This is a genomic window from Romboutsia sp. CE17 (assembly GCF_012317385.1).
GTDB lineage: Bacteria > Bacillota > Clostridia > Peptostreptococcales > Peptostreptococcaceae > Romboutsia_E.
This window is the reverse complement of sequence record NZ_CP051144.1, coordinates 2119879-2144746: the sequence shown is the minus strand read 5'-3', so window position 1 is coordinate 2144746 and position 24868 is coordinate 2119879. Positions and strand designations below refer to the sequence as shown.

The 24868-nt window shown below is 29.0% G+C and carries 21 protein-coding genes; 19 read left to right on the top strand and 2 right to left on the bottom strand.

The features are described from left to right. Positions 1 to 108 precede the first annotated feature (108 nt). The 5 genes from hpt to HF520_RS10240 all read left to right on the top strand — a co-directional run bounded on the left by hpt (position 109) and on the right by HF520_RS10240 (position 3698). Positions 109 to 636: a hypoxanthine phosphoribosyltransferase gene (hpt, locus tag HF520_RS10260; RefSeq protein ID WP_168573937.1), complete on the top strand. Its 528-nt coding sequence runs from the start codon at positions 109 to 111 to the stop codon at positions 634 to 636. A gap of 236 nt (positions 637 to 872) precedes the next feature. Beyond that, on the top strand, positions 873 to 1799 hold the full coding sequence (locus tag HF520_RS10255) for a phosphatase PAP2 family protein (RefSeq protein WP_168573936.1): 927 nt from the start codon (positions 873 to 875) through the stop codon (positions 1797 to 1799). 41 nt (positions 1800 to 1840) lie between these two features. Further along, on the top strand, positions 1841 to 3067 hold the full coding sequence (locus HF520_RS10250; protein ID WP_168573935.1) for an NAD(P)/FAD-dependent oxidoreductase: 1227 nt from the start codon (positions 1841 to 1843) through the stop codon (positions 3065 to 3067). 88 nt (positions 3068 to 3155) lie between these two features. Further along, positions 3156 to 3377, top strand: coding sequence for an alpha/beta-type small acid-soluble spore protein (locus HF520_RS10245; protein ID WP_168573934.1), 222 nt, complete (start codon positions 3156 to 3158; stop codon positions 3375 to 3377). 150 nt (positions 3378 to 3527) lie between these two features. Beyond that, positions 3528 to 3698, top strand: a complete 171-nt coding sequence (locus HF520_RS10240) for a hypothetical protein (protein ID WP_168573933.1) — start codon at positions 3528 to 3530, stop codon at positions 3696 to 3698. Between the two features lie 73 nt (positions 3699 to 3771). Here HF520_RS10240 and HF520_RS10235 read toward each other — a convergent pair whose 3' ends face one another. After that, on the bottom strand, positions 3772 to 4242 hold the full coding sequence (locus tag HF520_RS10235) for a hypothetical protein (protein WP_168573932.1): 471 nt from the start codon (positions 4240 to 4242) through the stop codon (positions 3772 to 3774). A 122-nt stretch (positions 4243 to 4364) separates the two neighbouring features. On the opposite strand from HF520_RS10235, the gene HF520_RS10230 reads away from it, so the two are divergent. The 7 genes from HF520_RS10230 to pduL all read left to right on the top strand — a co-directional run bounded on the left by HF520_RS10230 (position 4365) and on the right by pduL (position 11455). Further along, positions 4365 to 4838: a hypothetical protein gene (locus HF520_RS10230; protein ID WP_168573931.1), complete on the top strand. Its 474-nt coding sequence runs from the start codon at positions 4365 to 4367 to the stop codon at positions 4836 to 4838. Between the two features lie 29 nt (positions 4839 to 4867). Then, positions 4868 to 6637, top strand: a complete 1770-nt coding sequence (locus tag HF520_RS10225) for a SpoIIE family protein phosphatase (protein WP_168573930.1) — start codon at positions 4868 to 4870, stop codon at positions 6635 to 6637. Positions 6638 to 6648: 11 nt separating this feature from the next. Next, entirely contained in the window at positions 6649 to 7239 is a 591-nt protein-coding gene (locus HF520_RS10220) for a flavodoxin family protein (protein WP_243155142.1), read from the top strand. Between the two features lie 101 nt (positions 7240 to 7340). After that, positions 7341 to 8510 carry a chorismate synthase gene (aroC, locus tag HF520_RS10215; protein WP_168573929.1) on the top strand — a complete coding sequence of 390 codons (1170 nt, stop codon included), beginning with the start codon at positions 7341 to 7343 and terminating at the stop codon, positions 8508 to 8510. Beyond that, positions 8498 to 9556, top strand: coding sequence for a 3-dehydroquinate synthase (aroB, locus tag HF520_RS10210; RefSeq protein WP_168573928.1), 1059 nt, complete (start codon positions 8498 to 8500; stop codon positions 9554 to 9556). Before aroC ends, aroB begins: the two co-directional genes overlap by 13 nt. Further along, a complete protein-coding gene (aroA, locus tag HF520_RS10205; protein ID WP_168573927.1) occupies positions 9549 to 10808 on the top strand; it encodes a 3-phosphoshikimate 1-carboxyvinyltransferase in 1260 nt (419 codons plus the stop codon). The genes aroB and aroA overlap by 8 nt, the downstream gene beginning before the upstream one ends. A gap of 80 nt (positions 10809 to 10888) precedes the next feature. Further along, positions 10889 to 11455, top strand: coding sequence for a phosphate propanoyltransferase (gene pduL / locus HF520_RS10200; RefSeq protein ID WP_168573926.1), 567 nt, complete (start codon positions 10889 to 10891; stop codon positions 11453 to 11455). Between the two features lie 222 nt (positions 11456 to 11677). Here the strand turns inward: pduL and HF520_RS10195 are convergent, their stop codons facing one another. Further along, positions 11678 to 12070 (bottom strand): winged helix-turn-helix transcriptional regulator, encoded by a 393-nt coding sequence (locus HF520_RS10195; protein WP_168573925.1) that lies wholly within the window; start codon positions 12068 to 12070, stop codon positions 11678 to 11680. A 326-nt stretch (positions 12071 to 12396) separates the two neighbouring features. On the opposite strand from HF520_RS10195, the gene deoC reads away from it, so the two are divergent. The 7 genes from deoC to HF520_RS10160 all read left to right on the top strand — a co-directional run bounded on the left by deoC (position 12397) and on the right by HF520_RS10160 (position 24867). Continuing rightward, positions 12397 to 13071 carry a deoxyribose-phosphate aldolase gene (gene deoC, locus HF520_RS10190; protein WP_168573924.1) on the top strand — a complete coding sequence of 225 codons (675 nt, stop codon included), beginning with the start codon at positions 12397 to 12399 and terminating at the stop codon, positions 13069 to 13071. A 310-nt stretch (positions 13072 to 13381) separates the two neighbouring features. Further along, positions 13382 to 16936, top strand: coding sequence for a pyruvate:ferredoxin (flavodoxin) oxidoreductase (gene nifJ / locus HF520_RS10185; RefSeq protein ID WP_168573923.1), 3555 nt, complete (start codon positions 13382 to 13384; stop codon positions 16934 to 16936). Positions 16937 to 17147: 211 nt separating this feature from the next. Beyond that, entirely contained in the window at positions 17148 to 19133 is a 1986-nt protein-coding gene (locus HF520_RS10180) for a fructose-1,6-bisphosphatase (protein WP_168573922.1), read from the top strand. A 236-nt stretch (positions 19134 to 19369) separates the two neighbouring features. After that, positions 19370 to 20230 (top strand): BglG family transcription antiterminator LicT, encoded by an 861-nt coding sequence (gene licT / locus HF520_RS10175; protein WP_168573921.1) that lies wholly within the window; start codon positions 19370 to 19372, stop codon positions 20228 to 20230. 235 nt (positions 20231 to 20465) lie between these two features. Further along, a complete protein-coding gene (ptsG, locus tag HF520_RS10170) occupies positions 20466 to 22529 on the top strand; it encodes a glucose-specific PTS transporter subunit IIBC (RefSeq protein ID WP_168573920.1) in 2064 nt (687 codons plus the stop codon). A 207-nt stretch (positions 22530 to 22736) separates the two neighbouring features. Then, complete coding sequence (locus HF520_RS10165; RefSeq protein ID WP_168573919.1) at positions 22737 to 23462, top strand: hypothetical protein; 726 nt, start codon at positions 22737 to 22739, stop codon at positions 23460 to 23462. Between the two features lie 190 nt (positions 23463 to 23652). Beyond that, positions 23653 to 24867 carry a carboxylate--amine ligase gene (locus tag HF520_RS10160; RefSeq protein ID WP_168573918.1) on the top strand — a complete coding sequence of 405 codons (1215 nt, stop codon included), beginning with the start codon at positions 23653 to 23655 and terminating at the stop codon, positions 24865 to 24867. The last annotated feature ends 1 nt before the right edge of the window (position 24868 follow it).

The window sequence follows — 24868 nt, the reverse complement described above, 5'->3', positions numbered from 1 at the left end:
ACTTAAAAACACGAATTATAAAATAAAAATAAAGAAAAAAATTCAAAATTCTACAACTTTATGTTATAATATTAGAGTAAAATATACGGAATCGTACAGGAGGTTAAGATGTTTAAAGTTACAGGGGTAATGTTATCTGAAGAAGAAATAAAATCTAAAGTATATGAATTAGCAAAGCAAATAGAGAAGGATTATGAAGGGGAAGATTTACTTGTAGTAGGTATATTAAAGGGTGCTAGCGTATTCGTAGCCGACTTAATAAGAAATATAGATTTAGATGTTAATATGGACTTTATGAGTGTGTCAAGTTATGGTAACTCAACTGAGTCTTCAGGAACAGTTAAGATAATAAAAGACTTAGATGTTGATATAGAAGGCAGAAATGTATTAATAGTTGAAGATATAATAGATTCTGGACTAACTTTAAGCAACTTAGTAGCTGCTTTACAAACTAGAAAGCCGAAATCTTTAAAGCTATGTACTTTACTAGATAAACCACAAAGAAGAACTGCTAATATGCATGTTGACTATGTTGGATTTGTTATAGAAGATAAGTTTATAGTTGGATATGGTATAGATTATGCTGAGAAATATAGAAACTTACCATATATTGGAATAGTAGAAGACGTGAAATAATTATTATATAAATTTATATCTAGAAAAAGGGCTAAGTTCAAATTGGGAAGACGATATTGTCTTTTATTTTGAGCATAGCCTTTTTTATGCTTATGAAATTTTTTGTTAAAATTTATAATAATTAATATATTTTGCTAATAATAGCTTAAAATAAGATTAGTAATTAAATAAAGATGTATTTATTACTTTAAATTATGTATAATTCAATAGTAGATTATTTTAGGAGGATGAGTGTTGTGAGTCTTCAGTTAAGTATTTTAATGTTTTTTCAGAGTATTAGATCGAATTTATTGAATGCAATATTTTTGATATTTACTATTAGTACAGAAGTTCCTATAATTGTTCTTTTTTCAGCACTTATGTATTGGTGTTTTAATAAGACATTTGGTCAAAGATTATTATTTTCAATAATAGGAAATTTTATTGTAAACACTGGTGTAAAAGAGGTTGTTAAAGCGCCAAGACCTATTGGAACGCCAGGTCTTGAGTCTATGAGAGTTTCTACAGCAACTGGTTACTCTTTCCCTAGTGGTCATACTCAGACTGCAACTTCATTTTGGACTAGTCTTATGATTTTGTTTAAAAATAGTTGGGTTTATGTAATTGGTTCAATTATGATTTTGGCAGTGGGTATATCAAGGTTATACCTAGCTGTTCACTGGCCTATTGATGTTATATTTGGATGGATATTCGGTATTGTATTTAGTATAGTTTTTATTAAGATATTTGATTATGTTGATGAGAATAAAAAGTACTGGATTCTTTTAATAATACTAGTTTTACTAGCGCTAATTGGATATTTTATAAATAGTGAATCTTACATAGAATATTTTGGAATATTAACAGGTTTTGTATTTGGATATATAGTTGAAGATAATTTTATAAAATTTAGTACAGGACAAGAAGGTAATAATATAATTTTTACTAGAGCAAAACAAAATAATGGTTTGGGAATGAAAGTTAAGAGATTTATATTAGGTATAATTTCTTTAGGTATAGTATATGTAGTACTTAAATCTATTGTTAGTATTGTACCGAATTATTTTGAAGTAGGAAATATAGAAACTTTTAATGTTATATCAAACTATATTAGATATACTTTAGTTGTATTTTATGCTGTAGCAGGAGTACCTGCTTTATTTAAAGCATTAAAATTAGATTAATAGTGTTTGTATTTATAAATAAAGATATAGAAGGTGATTATTTGAAGAAAGTAGTAGTAATAGGAGCAGGTGCAGCAGGGATGATGGCAGCAGCTACAGCAGCTGATAGAGGTCTTGATGTATTGCTACTAGAAAAGCAACATAGAGTTGGAAGAAAGCTTTTGATTACAGGAAAAGGTAGATGTAATATAACAAATGCTTGTGATATAGAAGAATTAATAGAAAATGTACCAACGAATGGTAAGTTTTTGTATAGTGCATTTTATACTTATACTAATGATGATGTTATAGATATGTTTAATAATCTAGGTGTAAGTACTAGAGTTGAAAGAGGAAAAAGAGTATTCCCAGAAAGTGATAAAGCTCGTGATGTAGTAGATGCACTAGAAAGGCAATTAAAAAATAAAAAAGTAAAGTTAGAATTAAATTCAGAAGTTAATAAAATAGTAACTAAGAATAATAAAGTTGAGAAAGTTATATTAAGTAATAAAAAAGAAATAAAATGTGATTCAGTTATAATAGCAACTGGAGGAGTAAGCTATCCATTAACAGGATCAACTGGAGATGGATATAAATTTGCTAAATCAGTGGGTCACACAGTAATTGATACAAAACCATCTTTAATAGGAATAGAAGTTCAAGAAGGTTTTGTTAAAGACTTAGAAAAGTTATCTTTAAGAAATGTATCAATAACTGTTTTAAATAGCAAAAATAAAAAAGTATATGATGACTTTGGTGAAATGGAGTTTACAAAATACGGATTAGATGGACCTATTATAAAATCTGCAAGTTGTAGAATGAAAGATACAACAAAAGAGAATTATAAAATTGTAATAGATTTAAAGCCAGCTTTAGATGAGGAAAAGCTAGATAAAAGAGTTCAAAAAGATTTTCAAAAGTATACAAACAAAAGATTTGAAAATGCTTTAAATGATTTATTACCTAAAAAGTTAATACCAATAATAATAGAAAAAAGTGAAATACCAAAAGACACTGTAGTTCATCAAATTTCTAGAGAGCAAAGAAAAAAACTTGTAAACTTGCTTAAGAATTTCACTTTTACAGTTAAAAGATATAGACCAATAGATGAAGCTATAGTTACCTCAGGCGGAGTAAAGGTAAGTGAAATAAACTCTAGTACAATGGAGTCTAAGTTAGTAGAAGGTTTATTCTTTGCTGGAGAAGTTATAGATGTAGATGCTTATACAGGAGGATTCAATCTTCAGATTGCTTTTTCAACAGGATATTTAGCTGGTATAAATTGTTAGTTAGTGTAAAAATTGCCTGTATCAAAAACTTCTAACTTCATATAATACTACCAAGCAACAAAATTATTTAAGAAAAGAGGTAGTCAACATGGCAAATAACAACAATAATAACAAAACAGTAGTACCAGGAGCAAAAGCTGCATTAAATCAAATGAAATTAGAAATAGCAAATGAACTTGGTATGGCTAACTATCAACAAGTTGATAAAGGAAACCTTACTGCAAGAGAAAATGGTTATGTAGGTGGATACATGACTAAAAAATTAGTTGAAATGGCAGAACAACAAATGGCAGGAAAACAACAACAATAATTAAATTTAAAACAAATACTGTAAAATAATTAGGGCCCTGTAGGTAAACTATGGGGCTTATCTTATGTAAAAAGTTATAAAACTATTAGACTAAAAATTCTTTCTATGGGCAAAATAAAGATATAAATTTATATAAGGAGACAAATGATTATGGGTACAGTTAATTTTGAAGAAATAAAAGCTAATTTTATTAATGCAGATTTAGATGAAAAAATACGTATTTATACTACTACAGAAGGATTATCAGTAGAACAATTTAGAGAATTACTAAAATATTATCCAATTCAACATTTATCTAAATTAGAAAAGGCATTAGGATAATACATAATAAAAATAAAAGAAGCTATAAAGTTAATTTTAACTTTATAGCTTCTTTTATTTTGAAGTAAGTATATTAATGGGTATTAGTATTTGGATTTACGTAATTATAGATTCTCTCATTGCCAAGATCTATAGAACCAGTTTCTATATATTTAATAACATTATCTAATTCATTAGAATTAAGATAATCAATGGGAATAGTTAAGCTATATCCAGTAGAATTTAATAAATTTTTTAGTTTTATTTTTTGAGAAATACTTGATAGTAAATTATGAGTTTGAAGTTTTTTATTTTTAGATAAGCTATCATTTTGTATATTTATAAGTGTGTTTATGTAATTTATGTAAGAATCCTTAAATTCCTCCTCACTAGTATATTTCTCATCTAATATGTTATTTATTGAACCATCTGATAAAATATTCTCTGCAAACTGATTTGCAGTTAACTTTCCCGTTGTAATTCCTTTTTGATACTTTCTTAAAACTTTTTTTGTATAACTATATATCTTACTTCGAGTTTCTAGATCTAAGTTTTCTATGGTCATGACACAAACACTCCTTTAATTTAATAAGTAGTAAAAATTCCTGTATTTTTATTATTGACAAGTATAAAAAATATTATAATTGTAAAAATTATAAATAAAACTTTAAAAGGAAGGAAAAAAATATGATAAATGGAATAATAAGGCTATTTTACTCAGAAATAGTAAAAACTAAAATAAAGAATCTACCATCTTCAGAATATGAGTTAAGAAAAGAAGGTAAAGATATTCAAAATATAACATTAAGAATAGATAGCGTGTTCTTTAAAGCATTAAAGATAATAATAGGAATTTTTGCTTTAATAGTTGCTTTTGATATAAAAATAATTTTAGGAATAGAAGTGCTTTTATTAGAAGTTGCTTATTTTTTTTATAAAAGAAAGCTAGAAGTTAATGTAAAAGAGCATATAGAAAATATGAAAAATAGTATAGAGATTACTAGAGAAAATATACTTGATGATAGAGGGAAAAGTGGAATCAATGCACTTATAACATTAATAATAATAGGTGTATTAACTGGATTTAACACTATTTTAGTGATAAGCTTTTTAACTGTTTTTCTATTTACTATAAAACACATATGTAGTAATATTAAATAGAATAAATAGTGTGTCGGGGAGGGCATAGGATGAGTAAAGACATTTATAAAATGAGAAATTTAGTTGAAATATCTTCTATGGTATCTGAATCTTTGGATTTTTTTGATATAAAAGATAAGATAATTGAAAAAATGCTAGAAGTAGTTCATCCAGCTAAGGCATGCGTTAATTTATTTTACAAAAATAATTATAAGCATGCTTATTTAGTGTGTTCAGAAACTTTAGAAAAAATACCGAACCTTTTCCCTGTTGGAGGACCGATAGGTGTAAAAATAGACTTTTCTACTTATCCTAAATATATACATGAGGCTGTAAATGAAAAGAAGGTAGTTTTTGTTAAAGATGTATTTGAGGATGAAAGAGCTATTGATGAAAGAGAAATGGCGAATATTGAAGGATATACAGGTAGAATAGTTTTTCCTTTGATAGTTAACGATGTTGTAGTTGGATTTATGACTTGTTTTTTAAATAAAGAAGATTACATTTCTGATTATGATATAGATTTTATATCTTCTGTTGCATCATTAATGGCTTTATCTATAGAGATAACTACAAAAAATAATAGTATGCAACAAGTTGTTAATAAGTTAAGAAGTGCCATAAACTCTATAAATGAAGCTACTAAAAAGCTTTATCATAACAGAGATATAAATGAATTCTTAGATCATTTAAGTGAGCAAGCTTGTGATATAACTAATAGTGAAGAAGCCTTAATTATAATAAATGAAGAAAAATATAGCAATAAAATATCGAGTTCTTACAATTTAGAAAAAAGAAAAAAAGCTAATACTGAAGTATATTCTGCTATAGGCGAAATATTAGCAAAGGAAGATATGGGTGGATATTGCAATAATGCAAGCCAATGCGTTTTAAATAACATTAATATAGATACATATATTTATTATAAGCTTATGGATAAAGATAAGGTTATAGGATGTATAGTTTGTGCTAATTCTAATGGATATACTAAGGATGACTTAAGTATTTTAAGTATCTTAGCAAATCAAGTGGCCGTAGGTATGCAGCTTTATGAATATAATCTTGTGGATGTTAAGCATAAGTTATTAGCAAATGAGCTTAATATTTTAAATAAGCAGCAAAAACTTATAATGGATAAAAGTAAGATGGAATGTAATGATAAAAAAGAATTATATTACTATCATAGACCTGCTAGAGTTGTAGGAGGAGATTTTTACTATGCAACTAAAGTTGATGAAGATAATATAGTTTACATAGTGGCTGATGTTATGGGACATGGTATAGTATCAAATTATGTAGTAGCAATGATAAAAGGTGCATTTAAGGTACTTTGTCATCAGTATAAAACTCCAGGGGAGATTATGACAAATCTTAATAATATGCTTTACGATGAATTTGATAAAATGGGTGTATTTACTACTTGCTTAGTTAGTGTATTCAATACTAAAGAAAATACAATATCAGTATCTAATGCAGGTCATTATAGTCCAATAATAATAAAAACTGATGGAAGTATAAAAAGGGATTTAAACTGTGTTAAAGGAATACCTATAGGTATTTTAGATGAGTCTGAGTATGTAAGTAATACTTTCGATGCAGACGAATGCGCAATGATTTGTATGTATACTGATGGGGTATTAGAAATAAAAAACAAAGAAAAAGAAGAATATGGATTAGGACGTTTAGAAGTATTTTTACAAAAAAATTATAATTTAAGCCAATCTGAAATAGTGGATAAGCTTAAATTAGATTTAAAAGAATTTGCATCTACAGATAGCTATGACGACGATATAATGATTGTAATGCTAAAAAATAGATAGGGGAGATTCAATTGGATAAAATAGAGATTTTAATAATAAATGCTAGTCCTAGAAAAAATAAAAATTGTTATTTTATAACAAATATAATATCATCTAAATTAAAAGAAAAAAATATAAGTTATAAAGTGTTTAACATATATGATATGAATATAGAATATTGTAATGCATGTGGGTTCTGTGAAAAAACTGGTTATTGCAGAATTAAAGATGAAATGACACCAATGTATGATATGTTTGATAAAAGCAAAGGTACCATAGTTGTGAGTCCTGTATATTTTGATTCTGTAAGTGCAAAACTTAAAACTCTTGTTGATAGAACTCAAGCTTTTTATTCAAGCAAATATGTATTAAAAAAGCCATCTATAGATAGAAATAAAAAAAGAACAGGTATGTATATAGCTGTTGGAGGATCTAATTCTTATGACACACAATTTAAAGGTGGCCAAATAATAATGGATTTCTTCTTTAAAAGTATAAATACAAAGCTTAAGTACAACTTATATTTAAATAAAACAGATGAACTATCATCAAAAGACAATATAGAATTTAAGTTAAAATTAGAAGAAAATTTAGATAGTTTTATAAAAGAGATTAACTCTTAAATTTAACTATTAAATTAAGAGATTAAAGGGGTTATCCAAAAATAATAAGTTATTTTGAGATAACCCCTTTTAATACATATAAAAGAGAGAGGAATGATAATATGTTAAGGTATTTAACTAGTGGTGAGTCACATGGTCAAAGTTTAATATCAATATTAGATGGAGTTCCAGCTAACATAGAATTAAACATAGATGAAATTAATGAAGAACTTAAAAAACGTCAATCAGGATATGGTCGTGGTGGACGAATGAAAATAGAGCAAGATAAAATAAATATATTAGGTGGAGTAAGAGGTAAGAAAACTCTTGGAGGACCTATATCCATTGAGGTAAAAAATAAAGACTATAAAAACTGGGAAAGTTATATGAATCCTATGAGTGATGTAGACTTAGATAGCAAGAAGGTTAGCAATGTAAGACCAGGTCATGCTGACTTAGTAGGTTGTTTAAAATATGATTTTGATGATGCGAGAAATGTATTAGAAAGATCAAGTGCAAGAGAAACTGCTAGTAGGGTTGCAATAGGAGCAATTTGTAAGCAAATTTTAAAATACTTTGATATAGAATTCACTTCTCATGTTGTACAAATAGGAAATATTAAAGATAAAAATTTATATGAGTTTGAATATATAAAACAAAATGTAGATAAAAGCCAAGTTAGATGTGTTAATAAAGAAGTAGAAGATCTAATGATAGAAGAAATAGATAAAGTAAAATCAAATGGAGATACAATAGGTGGAGTAGTAGAAATAAGGGTTAAAAATTTAATACCAGGACTAGGATCATACACACATTTTGATAAGAAGATAGATGGTGAGTTAGCAATGCATCTAATGGGAACTCAAGCAATAAAAGGTGTAGAGTTTGGTATTGGGTTTGAAGTTGCTAATAACTATGGATCTAATGTTATGGATGAAATAAGCTATGATGAAAAAAATGGTATAAGAAGAAATACTAATAATTTAGGTGGTATAGAAGGTGGCATGACTACAGGAGAGGAACTTATAATTCGATGTGCAATGAAGCCAATACCAACTTTATATAAGCCACTTAATTCTATAAATATGAACACATTAGAATCTTATCAAGCAAGTATAGAAAGATCTGATAATTGTGCAGTTACAGCATGTAGTGTGGTTTGTGAAAATGTAGTAGCTTTTGTAATTTGTAAATATTTCTTAGAAAAAATAGGTGGAGATAATTTAAGTGATTTAACTTCAAATTATAATTCATATGTAAAAAGGCTAGGTGATAGAGGATGGAAAAAATAAGTAATGATATTTGTAATATAATAATAGACAATAGTTATAAACATTTTGATGAAGAACTTAATGAGCAAAATATATATGACTCAATTTTAATAATTAGTGATGGAAATGTTTATAAATCCCAAGGACATGACTTTGTAAAAAATCTTAAATCTAAAATTATATATGAATATATAGTATCACCAGGAGAAGATTCAAAATCTCTTGAAGTTTATGAGGATATTATAAAGTACTGTGTAAGAATAAACTTATCTAGAAAATCTGTAATAATAGCTTTAGGTGGAGGAGTTGTAGGAGACTTAGCTGGATATGTAGCATCTACTTACATGAGAGGTATTGATGTAATACAAGTACCAACTAGTTTGCTTGCTCAAGTTGATTCATCTATAGGTGGAAAAACAGGTATTAATATAGGTAATTTTAAAAACATAATAGGTACTTTCTATCAGCCTAAATTTACATATATAAACGTAGATGTATTAAAGACTTTACCTGAAGATGAATTTAGAAGTGGAATGAGTGAAGTTATCAAGTATAGTATAATTTATGACTATAATTTCTTAGACTATTTAATAAATAATAGCAAGGATATATTAAATAGAGGAAGTGAAAAGTTATATTACATAGTTAAAAAATGTGCATCTATAAAAGCAGAAGTTGTAGGAAAAGATGAAAAAGAAGGCGGACTTAGAAAGATTTTAAACTTTGGACATACGTTTGGTCATGGAGTAGAAAAGCTATGTAAGATAAGTCATGGTGATGCTGTGAGTATAGGTATGAATATGGCATTTAAATTATCCTTAAAAGAAAATCTTATAGATGAAAAATACTATAATAATTTCTTAAAAGTTTGTAAGGCATATGATTTACCTCTAGAATTTGAAAATGCAGATGAAAATGAAGTACTAGAGATAATGAAAAGTGATAAAAAGAATAGTTTTTCAAAAATAAATTTAGTTTTACCAGTGGATTTAGGTAAGGTTAAAGTAATAAATACTATTTGTGAAGATAGGATATTAGAAATAATAAAGGAGTGCAAATATGCTTAGAGGAAGTTTTGAACTTATAGGGGATAAATCAATATCACATAGAGCAATAATGTTTTCGTCAATATCAAAAGGAAATAATAAAATAAGCAACTTCCTGATGGGGCAAGATTGTTTAAGTACAATTTCTTGTTTTAGAAAAATGGGAGTAGATATAGACATTCAAGGTAAATACGTTTTTGTAAAAGGAAATGGTCTAAGAAACCTAAAAAAGCCAAGTGATATACTTGATGTTGGAAATTCAGGAACAACAATAAGACTTATGATGGGAATCTTAGCTGGAAACAACTTTGAATCTACATTAATAGGTGATGAATCTATAGGAAAAAGACCTATGAAAAGAGTAACGGATCCTCTTAAAAGTATGGGATGTAAAATTGAAGGTAAAGATGATGCAAATTATACTCCAATAAAAATTAATGGAGGAAACTTAAATGCAATAGATTATCATATGCCAGTAGCTTCAGCTCAAGTTAAGTCAGCATTAATACTTGCAAGCCTTTATGCAAATGGTCAAAGTACAATACATGAAAAGGTAAAGTCTAGAAATCACACTGAAATAATGCTTAAATCCTTTGGAGCGGATATAAGTGTAGATGGCTTAAGTATAAAAGTTAATCCAGTAGAAGAATTATACAATCAAGACATATATGTTCCTGGAGATATATCATCAGCAGCATTTATAATAGTTGGAGCTTTAATAAGTGAAGGCTCAGAAGTTCTTATAAAAAATGTTGGATTAAATGAAAGCAGAACTGGAATAATAGATGTTGTAAAGAGTATGAATGGAAATATAGAAATACTGGATAAAAGATTTGTTGGAGGAGAAGTAGTAGGAGATATTTTAGTAAAATATACTCCAAACCTTGTATCTACAACAATTGATAAAGAAATTATACCAAGGTTAATAGATGAAATTCCAGTAATAGCAGTTCTTGCAACTCAAGGAGAAGGAACTACTATAATAAAAGATGCTCATGAATTGAAAGTAAAAGAAAGTAACAGAATAAAAGCAGTAGTAGATAACCTTAAAAAAATGGGTGCAGATATAGAGGAACTAGAAGATGGTATGATTATAAAAGGAAAATCTAAGCTAAAAGGTGCTGAGATTGAGACATTTAAAGACCATAGAATAGCTATGGCATTCTCAATAGCAAACCTAATAAGTGATGGAGAAGTTAAATTAGACAATAAATTATGCATAGATATATCTTTCCCAGGGTATTTTGATTTATTGAAGTATTTGTCAAAATAATTTATATACCGTTTGATTTTAAGAATGTTTTTATGTATAATTGAATTGAATATTTTATAAAATTTGTAGGAGGATACCAAATGAAATTACCAATAGCTTTATCAAATAGACATATACATTTAAGTCAAGCTGATATAGATGTATTATTCGGAGAAGGGCATGAGTTAACTCACTTCAAACCATTATCTCAACCAGGACAATTTGCTTGTGAAGAAAAAGTTGACTTAGTAGGACCTAAAGGAACTATAAAAGGTGTTAGAGTTTTAGGACCAGCTAGACCAGCTACTCAAGTTGAAATATCTTTAACAGATGGATTCGCTTTAGGAGTAAAAGCTCCAATAAGAGAGTCAGGAGATGTAGCAGGAAGTCCAGGATTAAAATTAGTAGGACCTAAAGGTGAAGTTGAAATAGCTGAAGGTGTTATAGTTGCATCTAGACACATACATATGAGCTTAGAAGACGCTGAAAAATTTGGTGTTAAAGATAAGGATATTGTAAGTGTTAGAACTTCTGGACCAAGAGCTTTAGTATTCGAAAACGTATTAGTTAGAGCTAGCGAAAAGTTTGCTTTAGAAATGCACGTTGATATGGAAGAAGGAAATGCTGCTGGTGTAAGAAACGGAGACCTAGTTGAATTAATAAAATAGTTTAAATAACCTTGTATTTGTTTAAAAAATTCAAGGAAAATATAAATTCAAAAAATCCAAGTCATCATATAGATATTTATGACTTGGATTTTTTGAATTTATAACTACTAAATCTAGAAAAGTTTATCATTTATATCTAGACTTAGGCAAATGATAAGTTTTACTTAATATATATTCTTTCTAATGAAGGAATAACATTGATAGATGTGGAATAATTATGTATTATTCGTTATTTGTGTTACTTTTTCTTTGATTTTCAGAGCTTAAGTAGTCTATACCATAGGCATACATGTCTTCTAGTAGAGGAAGCATCTTTTCACCCATTTCGCTTAAGCTGTATTCTACATGAGGTGGAATTACAGGGTAAACTTTTCTTATTATAAGATTGTCTTCTTCTAGACTCCTTAGCTGATTTGTTAACATTTTTTGTGTAACATCAGGCAATTTCTTTTTTAGTTCACTAAATCTTAGGCAACCATCACTTAGATACCAAAGTATTAGAAGTTTCCATTTTCCTGAAACTAATTTGTGAAATAAAAACATGGGGCAAGTATCGTATTTAGCACAGCTCCTACTCTTATGGCATTTGCTGTGAAATGAAAATTCTAAACTCATTATTATGCACCTCTTATGTTTATTTAATAGCAATTACTGTAAATTTTATTTTTTTTCATTATATCATAAAATGAGATACCTAAAAACATATCAAGTATATTTTTGTATACTATATACCAAAAAAGTGCCTACTTAAAAAAAAATCTGTAAAGGTTTATTATTAATGAGTAGAGAAATTTAAACTAAGAAATTTTATAATAATTAGATTCTATTATGGAAAATATATTTTATAGGAACATGGTAAGAAAACATAGTTTAAATAGTGTCCATTATATGGTAACATTAATGTGTACTGAATGAACTACTAATTAAAAAGGAGACTTAACATGAACAATAAAATAGCAAACATGATAGACCACACAGTTTTAAAGGCAACGACAACAAAGGAAGATGTTATAAAGGTTTGTAAAGAAGCTAAAGAACATAACTTCTTCTCAGTATGTATAAACCCTACTCATATAGAGTTAGCTAAAAAAGAATTAGAAGGATCAGATGTAAAAGTATGTACAGTTATAGGATTCCCTTTAGGAGCTAATACGCCAGAAGTTAAAGCATTTGAAACTAAGGATGCAATAGCAAAAGGTGCAGATGAAGTAGATATGGTTATAAACATAGGTGCTTTAAAAGACAAGAATTATGACTTATTAGAGAGAGACATAAAAGCAGTTGTTGATGCTGCAAATAAAGAAGCTTTAGTAAAAGTAATAATAGAGACTTGTTACTTAACTGATGAAGAAAAGAAAATAGCTTGTGAAATAGCTGTTAAAGCTGGAACTGACTATGTAAAAACTTCAACAGGATTTGGAACAGGTGGATCAACTCCAGAAGATATAAAACTAATGAGAGATACAGTAGGTCCTGAAATAGGAGTAAAAGCATCTGGTGGAGTTAGATGCAAGGCTGATGCAGAAGCAGTAATAAATGCAGGTGCAAGTAGAATTGGTGCAAGTGCATCAATAGCTATAGTAAATGGAGATGAAGTATCTGGAAGTGGATACTAAAATTTATCCTTAAGCATCTCATTTAAGTATTTGTATTCTTATCATCTAAATAATGATAAGAAAAAGCAAATAAAATTTATAAAATAGTTTAGAATAATACATAATGGGTATAACTTAGTTTGATTTTAAATAAACTAATAAAATAATTATATTTTATAAAAAATATAATTATTTGAAAAAAATAGAAGGATTTTATCCCATTATGTAGAATTGGTTTAATCAGTGAGATAATTGTGTTAAAAATACATATAAAAATATGTAACTCACTAAGATTACATGTTTAGTAATATATTAAGGAGGATTACGTAGTATGGCAAAATTTATGAAAACAGTTGACGGTAATACAGCTGCTGCTCACGTTGCTTATGCATTTACAGAAGTAGCTGCTATATTCCCAATAACTCCATCTTCAACAATGGCAGAAGTTGTAGATGAATGGTCAGCTCAAGGTAGAAAAAACATCTTCGGGCAAACAGTTAGCGTTGTAGAAATGCAATCAGAAGCTGGTGCTGCAGGAACATTCCATGGTTCTTTACAAGGTGGTGCTTTAACAACTACTTTCACAGCATCACAAGGTTTATTATTAATGATACCAAATATGTACAAAACAGCTGGAGAGCTATTACCAGGGGTATTCCATGTTAGTGCTCGTGCATTAGCTGCTCAAGCTTTATCTATATTCGGTGACCACCAAGACGTTATGGCTGCAAGACAAACTGGATGTGTTATGTTAGCATCAGGTTCTGTTCAAGAAGTTGCTGATATATCTCCAGTAGCTCACTTAGCTGCTATAGAAGGTAGATTACCATTTATAAACTTCTTTGATGGATTCAGAACTTCTCATGAAATCCAAAAAGTTGAATTATTAGAAAATGAAGATTATGCAAGCTTATTAAATAAAGAAGCATTACAAGAATTCAGAGATAGAGCATTATCTCCAAACCACCCAGTAACTCGTGGTACTGCTCAAAACCCAGATGTATACTTCCAAACTAGAGAAGGTTCAAACAGATACTATGAAAACATAGTTGGAATAGTTGAGAAGTACATGAACAAAATGAGCGACTTAACTGGAAGAAAATATGGATTATTTAATTACTATGGTGCAGAAGATGCAACTAACATAATAATAGCTATGGGATCTGTAACAGAAACTATAGAAGAAACTGTAGATGCATTAAACGCTCAAGGTCAAAAAGTTGGTTTAGTAAAAGTTCACTTATACAGACCATTCTCAGTAGAACATTTAATGGATGCTATACCAAGCACTGTTGAAAGAATATGTGTATTAGATAGAACTAAAGAACCAGGTGCTCCAGGAGAACCATTATACTTAGACGTACGTTCTGCATTCTATAATAAAGAAAATGCTCCTATGATAATAGGTGGAATATATGGATTAGGATCAAAAGATACTACTCCAACAGAAATAAAAACTGTATTTGATAACTTAGCATCAGAAAATCCAAGAAATCAATTTACAGTAGGTATAGTTGATGATGTAACTAATAGATCATTAGAATTATCTGAACCATTAAAAGTAGCTGTACCAGGAACAGTAAGATGTAAGTTCTGGGGATTAGGATCTGACGGTACTGTTGGAGCTAACAAACAAGCTATAAAAATAATAGGTGATAATACTAAGAAATACGTTCAAGCATACTTTGACTATGACTCTAAAAAATCTGGTGGGGTAACAATGTCTCACTTAAGATTCGGAGATGAGCCAATAAGATCAACTTACTTAATAGATGAAGCTGATTACATAGCTTGTCATACTCAAGCTTACGTATATCAATATCATGGATTAATAGACGGTCTTAAAAAAGGTGGAACATTTGTATTAAATACAATATGGGATCAAGCTGGACTTGAAGAACACTTACCAGCTCACTTAAAGCAATATATAGCTAAAAATGATATCCAATTCTATACTGTAAATGCTACTAAGATAGCTCAAGAAATAGGACTTGGAAACAGAATAAACATGATAATGCAATCTGCATTCTTCAAGTTAGCTAATATAATACCAGTAGAGCAAGCAGTAGAATACTTAAAAGATTCTATAGCTAAAGCTTACGGTAAAAAAGGTGAAAAAGTTGTTAACATGAACTACGAAGCTGTTGAAAGAGGTATAAACTCTTTAGTTAAGATAGATGTTCCAGCTGAGTGGGCAAATGCAACTGATCATAGCGATGAGCATGTAGAGGAACCATACTTCATTAAAAATATATTAAGACCTATAACTGCACAACAAGGTAACAAGTTACCAGTATCAACATTCATAGAAGGATTAGAAGATGGTACTATGCCATGTGGTACAGCAGCTTATGAAAAACGTGGTATAGCTGTTAACGTTCCAGAGTGGATATTAGAAAACTGTATACAATGTAACCAATGTGCATTCATATGTCCTCATGCATGTATAAGACCAGTTCTTGTAAATGAAGAAGAAATGCAAAATGCTCCTGAAGGATTCACTGCTAAGAAAGCAATAGGTAAAGGATTCGAAGGATTACAATATAGAATGCAAGTAAGTCCAATGGACTGTACAGGATGTGGAAACTGTGCTGACATATGTCCAGCTAAAGAAAAAGCTTTAGTTATGAAGCCTCTTGATACTCAATTAGAAGAAGTTGATAACTGGGCATTTGGAGTAGATCCTAAGAAAGTTTCTGTAAAAGGTGACATAATGGCACCAACAACTGTAAAAGGAAGTCAGTTCAGACAACCATTACATGAGTTCTCTGGAGCTTGTGCTGGATGTGGTGAAACTGCATACATTAAAAACGTAACTCAATTATTCGGTGATAGAATGATGATAGCTAACGCTACTGGATGTTCTTCAATCTGGGGTGGTTCATATCCATCATCTCCATACACTGTTAACCATGAAGGTAAAGGTCCAGCTTGGGCAAACTCATTATTCGAAGACAATGCTGAATTCGGATATGGTATGTATTTAGCTGTTAAACATATAAGAGCTAAGATAGCTGAAAATATGGAAAGCTTATTAGCTATGGATATATGTGATGAATCAAGAGAAGCATTCACTGCTTGGTTAGAAGCTATGAATGATGGTGAAGCTTCAAAAGTTGCAAGTGCTAAAGTAGTTGCAGTATTAGCAAATGCTCATAATATAGAAAATGCTGAAGTTAAAGCTTTAGTTGATGAAATAAAAGAAAGAGAAGACTACCTAGTTAAGAGATCTCAATGGATCTTAGGTGGAGATGGTTGGGCATACGACATCGGTTACGGTGGTGTTGACCATGTTCTTGCATCAGGTGAAGATGTAAATGTTCTTGTATTCGATACAGAAATTTACTCAAATACAGGAGGACAATCTTCTAAGTCTACTCCAGTTGCTGCAATGGCTAAGTTCGCTGCTGCTGGTAAGAGAACTAGAAAGAAAGACCTTGGTATGATGGCTATGTCTTACGGAAACGTATATGTAGCACAAGTAGCTATTGGTGCTGATAAGAACCAATTCATGAAAGCTATAGTAGAAGCTGAAAAATATGATGGACCATCATTAATAATATGTTATGCTCCATGTATATCTCACGGATTAAAAGAAGGTATGGGACGTAGTGTAGAAAATGAAAATCAAGCTGTTAAAGCTGGATACTGGCATTTATACAGATTCAACCCAGAATTAAAAGATAATGGTAAGAATCCATTCAGCCTAGACTCTAAAGAGCCAACTGAAAGTTTCAGAGACTTCTTAATGAAGCAAGTAAGATACTCTGCGGTTGCTAAGCAATTCCCAGATGTAGCTGAAGAGTTATTTGCACAAGCTGAAGAAAATGCAAAAGAAAGATTAGAAAGCTATAAGAGATTAGCTAACTACGAATTAGTTAAATAAATCTTAATATATACTAACATGTAAGGACTACCAGAAATGGTAGTCCTTATTTGCTTTAATAAAGTTAATATAAAATATTTAAAAGTATTAAGTATAACAAATTAAGATTTTGATACTAATAATTATGCATAATAGTAGTTCATAATAAGTAAGAAATCAAGAAATATGATATAATAAATATTAGACAAAAAGATAAGTTGGAGGAAAGAGAATGAAGGAATTATCGACTGTTTCAGATGATTACTTAAATAGCCAGATGAAATATTTGAAGTTATTATCGAAACAATACCCAAGTATATCAAAAGCTAGTGCGGAAATTATAAATTTAGAGGCAATACTAAACCTTCCAAAAGGAACAGAGCATTTTTTAACTGATATACATGGTGAATATGAGCCTTTTGTACACGTTTTAAAAAATGGTTCAGGGGTTATTAAAAGGAAAATAGAAGAGCTCTTTGCAAATAATATAAGAGAGTCTGAAAAAAAAATGCTAGCTACATTAGTTTATTATCCAGAACAAAAACTGGAAATCATAGCGAAAGAAGATACTGACCTAGAAGATTTTTATAGAATAAATATGTATAGACTTATAGAACTTTGTAGATATACTTCAAGTAAATATACAAGATCTAAAGTTAGAAAGTTCTTGCCAGAAGAATTTAGATATATTATGGAGGAGTTATTACATCCAGACAATAGAAGTGACCATAAACAAGAGTACTATCATAGTATAATTGAAACAATAATAGATATAGATAGAGCTAAGGAATTTATAATAGCTATATCTAAAGTTATACAAAAGTTAGTAGTTGATAGATTACATATAGTGGGGGATATATACGATAGAGGTCCAAGACCTGATATAATTATGGATACATTAATGGATTATCATAGTGTAGATATTCAATGGGGAAATCATGATATATTATGGATGGGAGCAGCTGCTGGGCAACCTGTTAATATAGCTAATGCACTTAGGATATGTGCAAGATATGCAAATTTAGATATAGCAGAAGATTTTTATGGAATAAACTTACTTCCATTGGCGACTTTTGCTATGGAAGCTTATAAAGATGATCCATGTAAAGAATTTACTCCTAAGGTAGGAGATCAAAAAGTATCTAGTAGTGAAAAAAGTCTTATAGCAAAAATGCATAAAGCAATAAGTATAATACAGTTCAAGCTAGAAGGAGAAGTAATAAAGAGAAGACCTGAGTTTGAAATGGATCATAGATTATTACTAGATAAGATAAACTATGAAGAAGGAACAATTGAACTAAAAAATAAAAAATATAAATTAAAAGATTCAAACTTCCCAACTATTGATCCTAAAAATCCTTATAAATTAACTAAGGCAGAAGAGATAGTAGTTGAAAAATTAGTTTCATCATTTAAAGGAAGTGAAAAACTTCAAAAACATGTTTCTTTCCTATTTTCTAAGGGAAGTATATATTTAAAAGCTAATTCTAACTTATTATTCCATGGATGTGTACCACTTAATTCAGATGGTAGCTTTATGTCTATGAAATTACAAAATAAAGAATATAAGGGAAGAGCCTTAATGGATAAGATGGAAGTATTAGCTAGAGAAGGTTATTTCTTTGCTGAGAATACACTTCAAAAACAATATGGTATGGATATGATGTGGTATTTATGGACAGGAAAATGTTCATCTTTATTTGGAAAAGATGATATGACTACTTTTGAGAGATACTTCATAGAAGAGAAAGAAACTCATAAAGAAAATAAAAATCCATATTACTTATTAAGAGAAGATGATGAAATGTGTGCAAGGGTTTATGAAGAATTTGATCTAGACTTTGAAGAATCTCATATAATTAATGGGCATGTTCCCGTGGAAAGTAAAAATGGTGAAAGTCCTATAAAAGCAAATGGGAGAATATTAGTTATTGATGGAGGTTTTTCAAAAACATATCAAAAGAAAACTGGAATAGCAGGATATACTTTAATTTATAATTCTTATAGCTTACAATTAGTATCACATGAACCATTTAGCTCTGCAGAAGAAGCTATAGTAAATGAAAGTGATATACTATCGACTACAGTTGTAGTAGAGCATAAAGTAAAAAGAAGAAGAGTTAAAGATACAGATGCGGGAGAAAAAATTAAAGACGAAATAAAGGATTTAAAACTACTTTTATTAGCATATAGAAAAGGTTTAATAAAAGAAAGATAAGACTTAAAATATAATAAAAAATAGCAGGAAAATACTTGACACTAGATATTGATTATACTAGAATTATGTTGTAATTAAATAAAAAACAAATTCAATTAGCTATGTTGGATTGTTACTGATAATGCAGGCAATACCTAGGTTAAGTTTTACAGTACTACTGTATCTTAATTTAGGTATTTTTTATTTTCTAAGAAATTCATTAAATCAAATTTTGTGTCAGTTAAAGGGGGAGTAGCATGATTATTGAGAAGATCTATAACAACAATGTAGTATTAGTAAAAGATACAACAAGCAACAAGCAACTAATTCTTACAGGTTGTGGTATAGGATTTCAAAAAAAAGTAGGCCAATTAGCTGACGAAACTAAGATAGAGAAAAAGTTTATTGCAGAAGATGAAAGCTTCAAAAATAACATAAGTAAGTTAGCATTAGAGGTTGATGAAAATGTATTTAAAGCTAGCTCAGCAATAGTTGAATATACAGAAAGTAAATTAAAAACAGATTTATACGATTATATTTATGTAGCATTAACTGATCATATTTCATTTGCTTTAAAAAGATATAAAGAAAATATAGAAATAAAAAATGAATTACTTTATGAGATAAGAAGGATTCATAAAGCTGAATTTGAAATAGGACTTTGGGCATTAGAGTATATTAACAGAGAGTTTGATGTTAATCTACCAGAAGATGAGGCTGCTTTTATAGCTATGCATATAGTAAATGCTAACTATAATGAAAATACATCAGAATCATTTTTAATGACGAAAATAGTAAAAGAGATACTTAATATAATAAGATATTTTTATTCTATAGAATTTAATCAAAATGAGATGAATTATGAAAGATTTTTAACTCATTTAAAATTTTTTGCAAAAAGATTAATAAAAAATGAAAATAAGAGAAATAGTAAAAATGAACTTTTAGAAATTATAAAAGAAAAATATAATGAATCATATGAATGTGCAAATAAAATAAAGATTTTTATAGAAGAACATTATGAATATGTAGTAAGTGAAGATGAGATGCTATATTTAATAATACATATTAACAGAGTAATAGAAGTTATAAGAATAGAAGACAATAAAAGTATTTAATAAACCATATTAAGGTTGTTACTGTTAGGCAGGCAAGACTTAGGTTTATAAAAATATATAATTATTATAGGTTTAGTAATTTTGGGGGATAAATCTATTTAAGTGTAGATTTATATTCTTGAACTTATTAAATTTATATAATGGTATATTTCTATAAGCTTGAGTCTTTTTTTATAAAAATAAATAACCAATAAATTTTAAAAATTATCAATTAAGAAAGGGTGAGTAATTTAATATGTTAAAAAAATTATTTGGTGTTTTACAAAAGGTAGGTAAATCACTAATGCTACCGGTTGCTATACTTCCAGCAGCAGGTATACTTTTAGGTATAGGTAATGCATTAGTAAATGAAAATGTTATAGCGTATATGCCATTTTTAGCAAATGGAACAGTTGCACTAATAGCAAGTATGATGGAAGGTTGTGGTCAAATAATATTTGATAACTTACCATTAATATTTGCAGTAGGTGTTGCAGTAGGTTTAACTGATGGAGAAGGAGTTTCAGCTCTTGCAGCTATCGTTGGTTTATTGGTAATGAACAAAGCAATGAGTATTATGGGTGGAATTACTGATGATATGACAGGTCCTATGTATGCTAATGTTTTAGGTATACCTACAATACAAACTGGTGTATTTGGTGGTATATTAATAGGGATTTTGGCATCTAGTATGTATAAGAGATTCTATAAGATTGAACTACCTTCTTATTTAGGATTCTTTGCAGGGAAAAGATTCGTTCCGATTATAACAGCAGTTTTATCTTTATTAATAGGTGTTGTTTTAACATTTATATGGCCTCCAATACAAATGGGACTAATGTCATTCTCTCAAACAGTAATAGATGCTAATAGAACTTTAGCAGCATTTATATTTGGAGTTATAGAAAGAGCATTAATACCATTTGGATTACATCATGCATTCTATAATCCATTCTGGTATCAATTTGGAGAATATGTAAATAAAGCAGGAGAACTTGTAATGGGAGATCAAAGTATATGGTTTGCTCAGCTTAAAGATGGTGTAGAATTTACTGCAGGTACATTTATGACTGGTAAATTCCCATTCATGATGTTTGGACTTCCAGCAGCAGCTTTAGCTATGGTACATGAAGCAAAACCTGAAAAGAAAAAATATGTTGCAGGTATAATGGCATCAGCTGCTTTAACTTCATTCTTAACAGGTATAACTGAACCAATAGAATTTGCATTCTTATTCGTAGCTCCAGTACTATTTGCAGTACATTGTGTATTTGCTGGTTTATCATTTATGTTAATGCAAATATTAAATGTAAAAATAGGTATGACATTCTCAGGGGGTCTTATAGACTTTACGCTATTTGGGATAATACCAAATAGAACTCCTTGGTATTATGTTTTAGTAGTAGGTGCAGTATTAGCTGTAGTATACTATTTTGGATTTAGATTTATGATAAGAAAATTTGATTTAAAGACTCCAGGTAGAGAAGATGAAGTTGATGAAAATACATCTCAATCTAGTTTAGTTAAAGGTGAACTAGCAAGTGAAATATTAGTTGCTTTAGGTGATAAAGAAAACTTAAGTAGTTTAGATGCTTGTATAACTAGACTTAGAGTACAAGTTAAAGATATAAATAAAGTAGACAAAGAGAAGTTAAAAGAACTTGGTGCAGCAGGTGTTATGGTTGTTGGAGATAACATACAAGCTATATTTGGAACAAAATCAGATACTTTAAAATCTGAAATAAATGAAATAATATCAGGTAAACTAGTAGTTAATAAGTCTGAAAAAAAAGAAATAATAAAAGATGAAATAAAAGAAGATGAGGATAATATTAAAGAAGAAAGTGAGATAGCAGTTTCTTCTGATGAAGTAATATTATCATTAACAAATGGAGAAATACTTGAACTATCTGAAGTTCCAGATGAGGTTTTCTCAAGTAAGTTAATGGGAGATGGATTTGCTATAAAATCAAATGATGGAGTAATATGTTCTCCAGTAGATGGGACAGTTGAAGTTATTTTACCAACTAAACATGCTATAATAGTAAAATCTAGCGAAGGAAGAGAAATCTTAATACACATGGGAATAGAAACGGTTAAGCTTGAAGGTAAAGGATTTGAATTATTTGTAGAAGTAGGAAGTGAAGTTAAGGCAGGAGATAAGTTAGCTAATATGGATTTAGAGTATATTGAAGCTAATGCAACTTCAACTATAACTCCGGTAATAATTACTAATTTAGAAGGTCAAGAAGAGCTTAAAGTAAAAGTTGGTAAGTGTAAAATAAAAGAAAATAATAGAGTAAGTATATTAAAAAAATAATAATAAATATAGGCTATGAAAATTAAATTTTCATAGCCTATTTATTCTAATTTATTACAAAGATTTCAATATTAATATGTAGAAATATGTATAAAATAGTAAAAAAATGAAATAATATAGTAACAATAATGTACAACTATCATACTATATATTAGATTAAGGATTTAGATAACCTTAATTAATAAAATATATGGAGGATACAAAAAAATGACAAAAAAAATTTATGCAGATAGATTGAAAGAGCAGTATGATATATTATCAAATTTAATGAATGATATAACTACTGCTTCATATGATGGAACTGAAGGGAGACTAGTTATAGCTGAGCAAGAAGTTCTTGATCCAATATTTTGTAATATATGGAATATAGCTAAGTTTATATTAGTAGGAAATCCTAGTAATCCTAATGATGGTGTACTACAAGCTTTAATTGATATTTTACAAGAGGCACTAGATGTTCCATACCCTGATGGAATAAAAAACTGTGCTCTTAGAAGAGAAATAGAAAGAGCTATAGATTTAGGTGAATGTTTAATTAACGTAATAGGAAATACTAATTGTAATTCAAACTGTCCAGAAGAGGTAGGAAGATTATTATGCTTACTTGTTAGATTAATATTACTAGTTTTAGCTATAATAGCTAAATTTATTTTATTATTTATATTCTGTACTGATTGTTATACTTCTTGTGTAGCTGAGGGTAGATTAAACAAAGGATTCTGTGAATGTTTAATTGATGAATTGAAAGAAGAGTTAGATGATGTTAAAGATTTAATAGACGATTTTTCAGACTTAGCTTTTGATTTCATGGATTGCAGTATGCAACAATGTGGATATAATGACTATGAACCTCAATGTGGATACAAGCCAGAATGGAAGCCAGATTGCAAACCAGAATGGAAGCCAGATCATAAGCCTAAATGTGGATGCTAAATAAAAATTAGTATATGAATGTAATATTAATATACACATTTATAATTAAATAATTAGATAAAGAGAGCTGCTTATATAAAAGCAGCTCTTTTGTATTTTTTTACATAAAAGCTTAGAATTTTGACATAAATAATAAAATAAAGTATACTTAATTAGTACGTTGAATTTTAAATTTAAGAGGTGGAAAAGCGTGGAAAACATAATAATTCAGCCTGTATTAGTTGGTGGAGATATAAACTGCTACAGTGTAGCAAGAGCTTACCATGAAGCTTATGGTGTTAAGTCTATAGCTTTCGGAAGATATGCCCTAGGAGCAACTAAGGACAGTAATATAATAGATTTTAGAATAGATCCAAGAATAACTGAAGAAGAAGAATTTATAAAAGTATTATTACAAACTGCAGATGAGTTAGCGGCTCCTAATAAAAAATTAATAATACACGGATGTACTGATGAATATGCAGAGTTAATAATAGATCATAGAGATGTATTATCAGAAAAATATATAGTACCTTATATAGGAAAAGAATTAAAAGAAAAGCTTATAGAAAAAGAATTATTCTATCAAATGTGTGAAGAAAAAGGACTAGATTATCCTAAAACATTCATATACTCAAAAGGTGATGAAGTTAAGGATTTTGGATTTAAGTATCCAGTTATAGTTAAGCCTTCAGATAGTGTATTATTCTGGCAACATCCATTTGAAGGAATGAAAAAAGCTTACATTGCAAATAATGAAGAAGAATTTAAAGAAATAACAACTTCAATATATAATGGAAAATACGATAAAAACTTAATAATACAAGACTTTATACCAGGAGATGACTCTTATATGAGAGTTTTAACTTGTTACTCAGATCAAAATGGTAAAGTTAAAATGATGTGTTTAGGACATGTATTATTAGAAGAACATACTCCAAAAGGAATAGGAAACCATGCTGCTATAATAACTGAGTATGATGGACCTTTAATGGAGAAGTTTAAAAACTTCTTAGAGAGTATAAACTATACAGGGTTTTCTAACTTTGACATAAAATATGATAGTAGAGATAACACATATAAAGTGTTTGAAATAAATTTAAGACAAGGAAGAAGTAATTTCTACGTAACTTCTTCAGGAAATAACATAGCTAAATATGTTGTAGAAGATAGAGTTTATAATAAAGAACTAGACTTAAAAATACAAAAAGAACCTTTCTTCTGGCGTGTAATACCTAAGAATGTAGTTTACAAATTCGTTAAAAATCCTGAATTAGTAAGCCTTGCTAAGAAATTAGATGCAGAAGGTAAGAGTGCTACATCATTTGGATATGATGCTGACTTAAAAGGAAACTTTAAAAGACGTTGGTATTTATTCTTATACAATATAAACCAAATGAGAAAGTTCAATAAATACTGCAAATAGA

Excerpts from the sequence above, each read along its gene's own strand:
- hpt (WP_168573937.1), top strand. The coding sequence starts at position 109 with ATGTTTAAAGTTACAGGGGTAATGTTATCTGAAGAAGAAATAAAATCT.
- HF520_RS10165 (WP_168573919.1), top strand. The coding sequence starts at position 22,737 with ATGACAAAAAAAATTTATGCAGATAGATTGAAAGAGCAGTATGATATA.
- pduL (WP_168573926.1), top strand. The coding sequence starts at position 10,889 with ATGAAATTACCAATAGCTTTATCAAATAGACATATACATTTAAGTCAA.
- aroA (WP_168573927.1), top strand. The coding sequence starts at position 9,549 with ATGCTTAGAGGAAGTTTTGAACTTATAGGGGATAAATCAATATCACAT.
- HF520_RS10245 (WP_168573934.1), top strand. The coding sequence starts at position 3,156 with ATGGCAAATAACAACAATAATAACAAAACAGTAGTACCAGGAGCAAAA.
- ptsG (WP_168573920.1), top strand. The coding sequence starts at position 20,466 with ATGTTAAAAAAATTATTTGGTGTTTTACAAAAGGTAGGTAAATCACTA.
- deoC (WP_168573924.1), top strand. The coding sequence starts at position 12,397 with ATGAACAATAAAATAGCAAACATGATAGACCACACAGTTTTAAAGGCA.
- HF520_RS10225 (WP_168573930.1), top strand. The coding sequence starts at position 4,868 with ATGAGTAAAGACATTTATAAAATGAGAAATTTAGTTGAAATATCTTCT.
- nifJ (WP_168573923.1), top strand. The coding sequence starts at position 13,382 with ATGGCAAAATTTATGAAAACAGTTGACGGTAATACAGCTGCTGCTCAC.
- HF520_RS10230 (WP_168573931.1), top strand. The coding sequence starts at position 4,365 with ATGATAAATGGAATAATAAGGCTATTTTACTCAGAAATAGTAAAAACT.
- licT (WP_168573921.1), top strand. The coding sequence starts at position 19,370 with ATGATTATTGAGAAGATCTATAACAACAATGTAGTATTAGTAAAAGAT.
- HF520_RS10235 (WP_168573932.1), bottom strand. The coding sequence starts at position 4,242 with ATGACCATAGAAAACTTAGATCTAGAAACTCGAAGTAAGATATATAGT.
- aroC (WP_168573929.1), top strand. The coding sequence starts at position 7,341 with ATGTTAAGGTATTTAACTAGTGGTGAGTCACATGGTCAAAGTTTAATA.
- HF520_RS10180 (WP_168573922.1), top strand. The coding sequence starts at position 17,148 with ATGAAGGAATTATCGACTGTTTCAGATGATTACTTAAATAGCCAGATG.
- HF520_RS10195 (WP_168573925.1), bottom strand. The coding sequence starts at position 12,070 with ATGAGTTTAGAATTTTCATTTCACAGCAAATGCCATAAGAGTAGGAGC.
- HF520_RS10240 (WP_168573933.1), top strand. The coding sequence starts at position 3,528 with ATGGGTACAGTTAATTTTGAAGAAATAAAAGCTAATTTTATTAATGCA.
- aroB (WP_168573928.1), top strand. The coding sequence starts at position 8,498 with ATGGAAAAAATAAGTAATGATATTTGTAATATAATAATAGACAATAGT.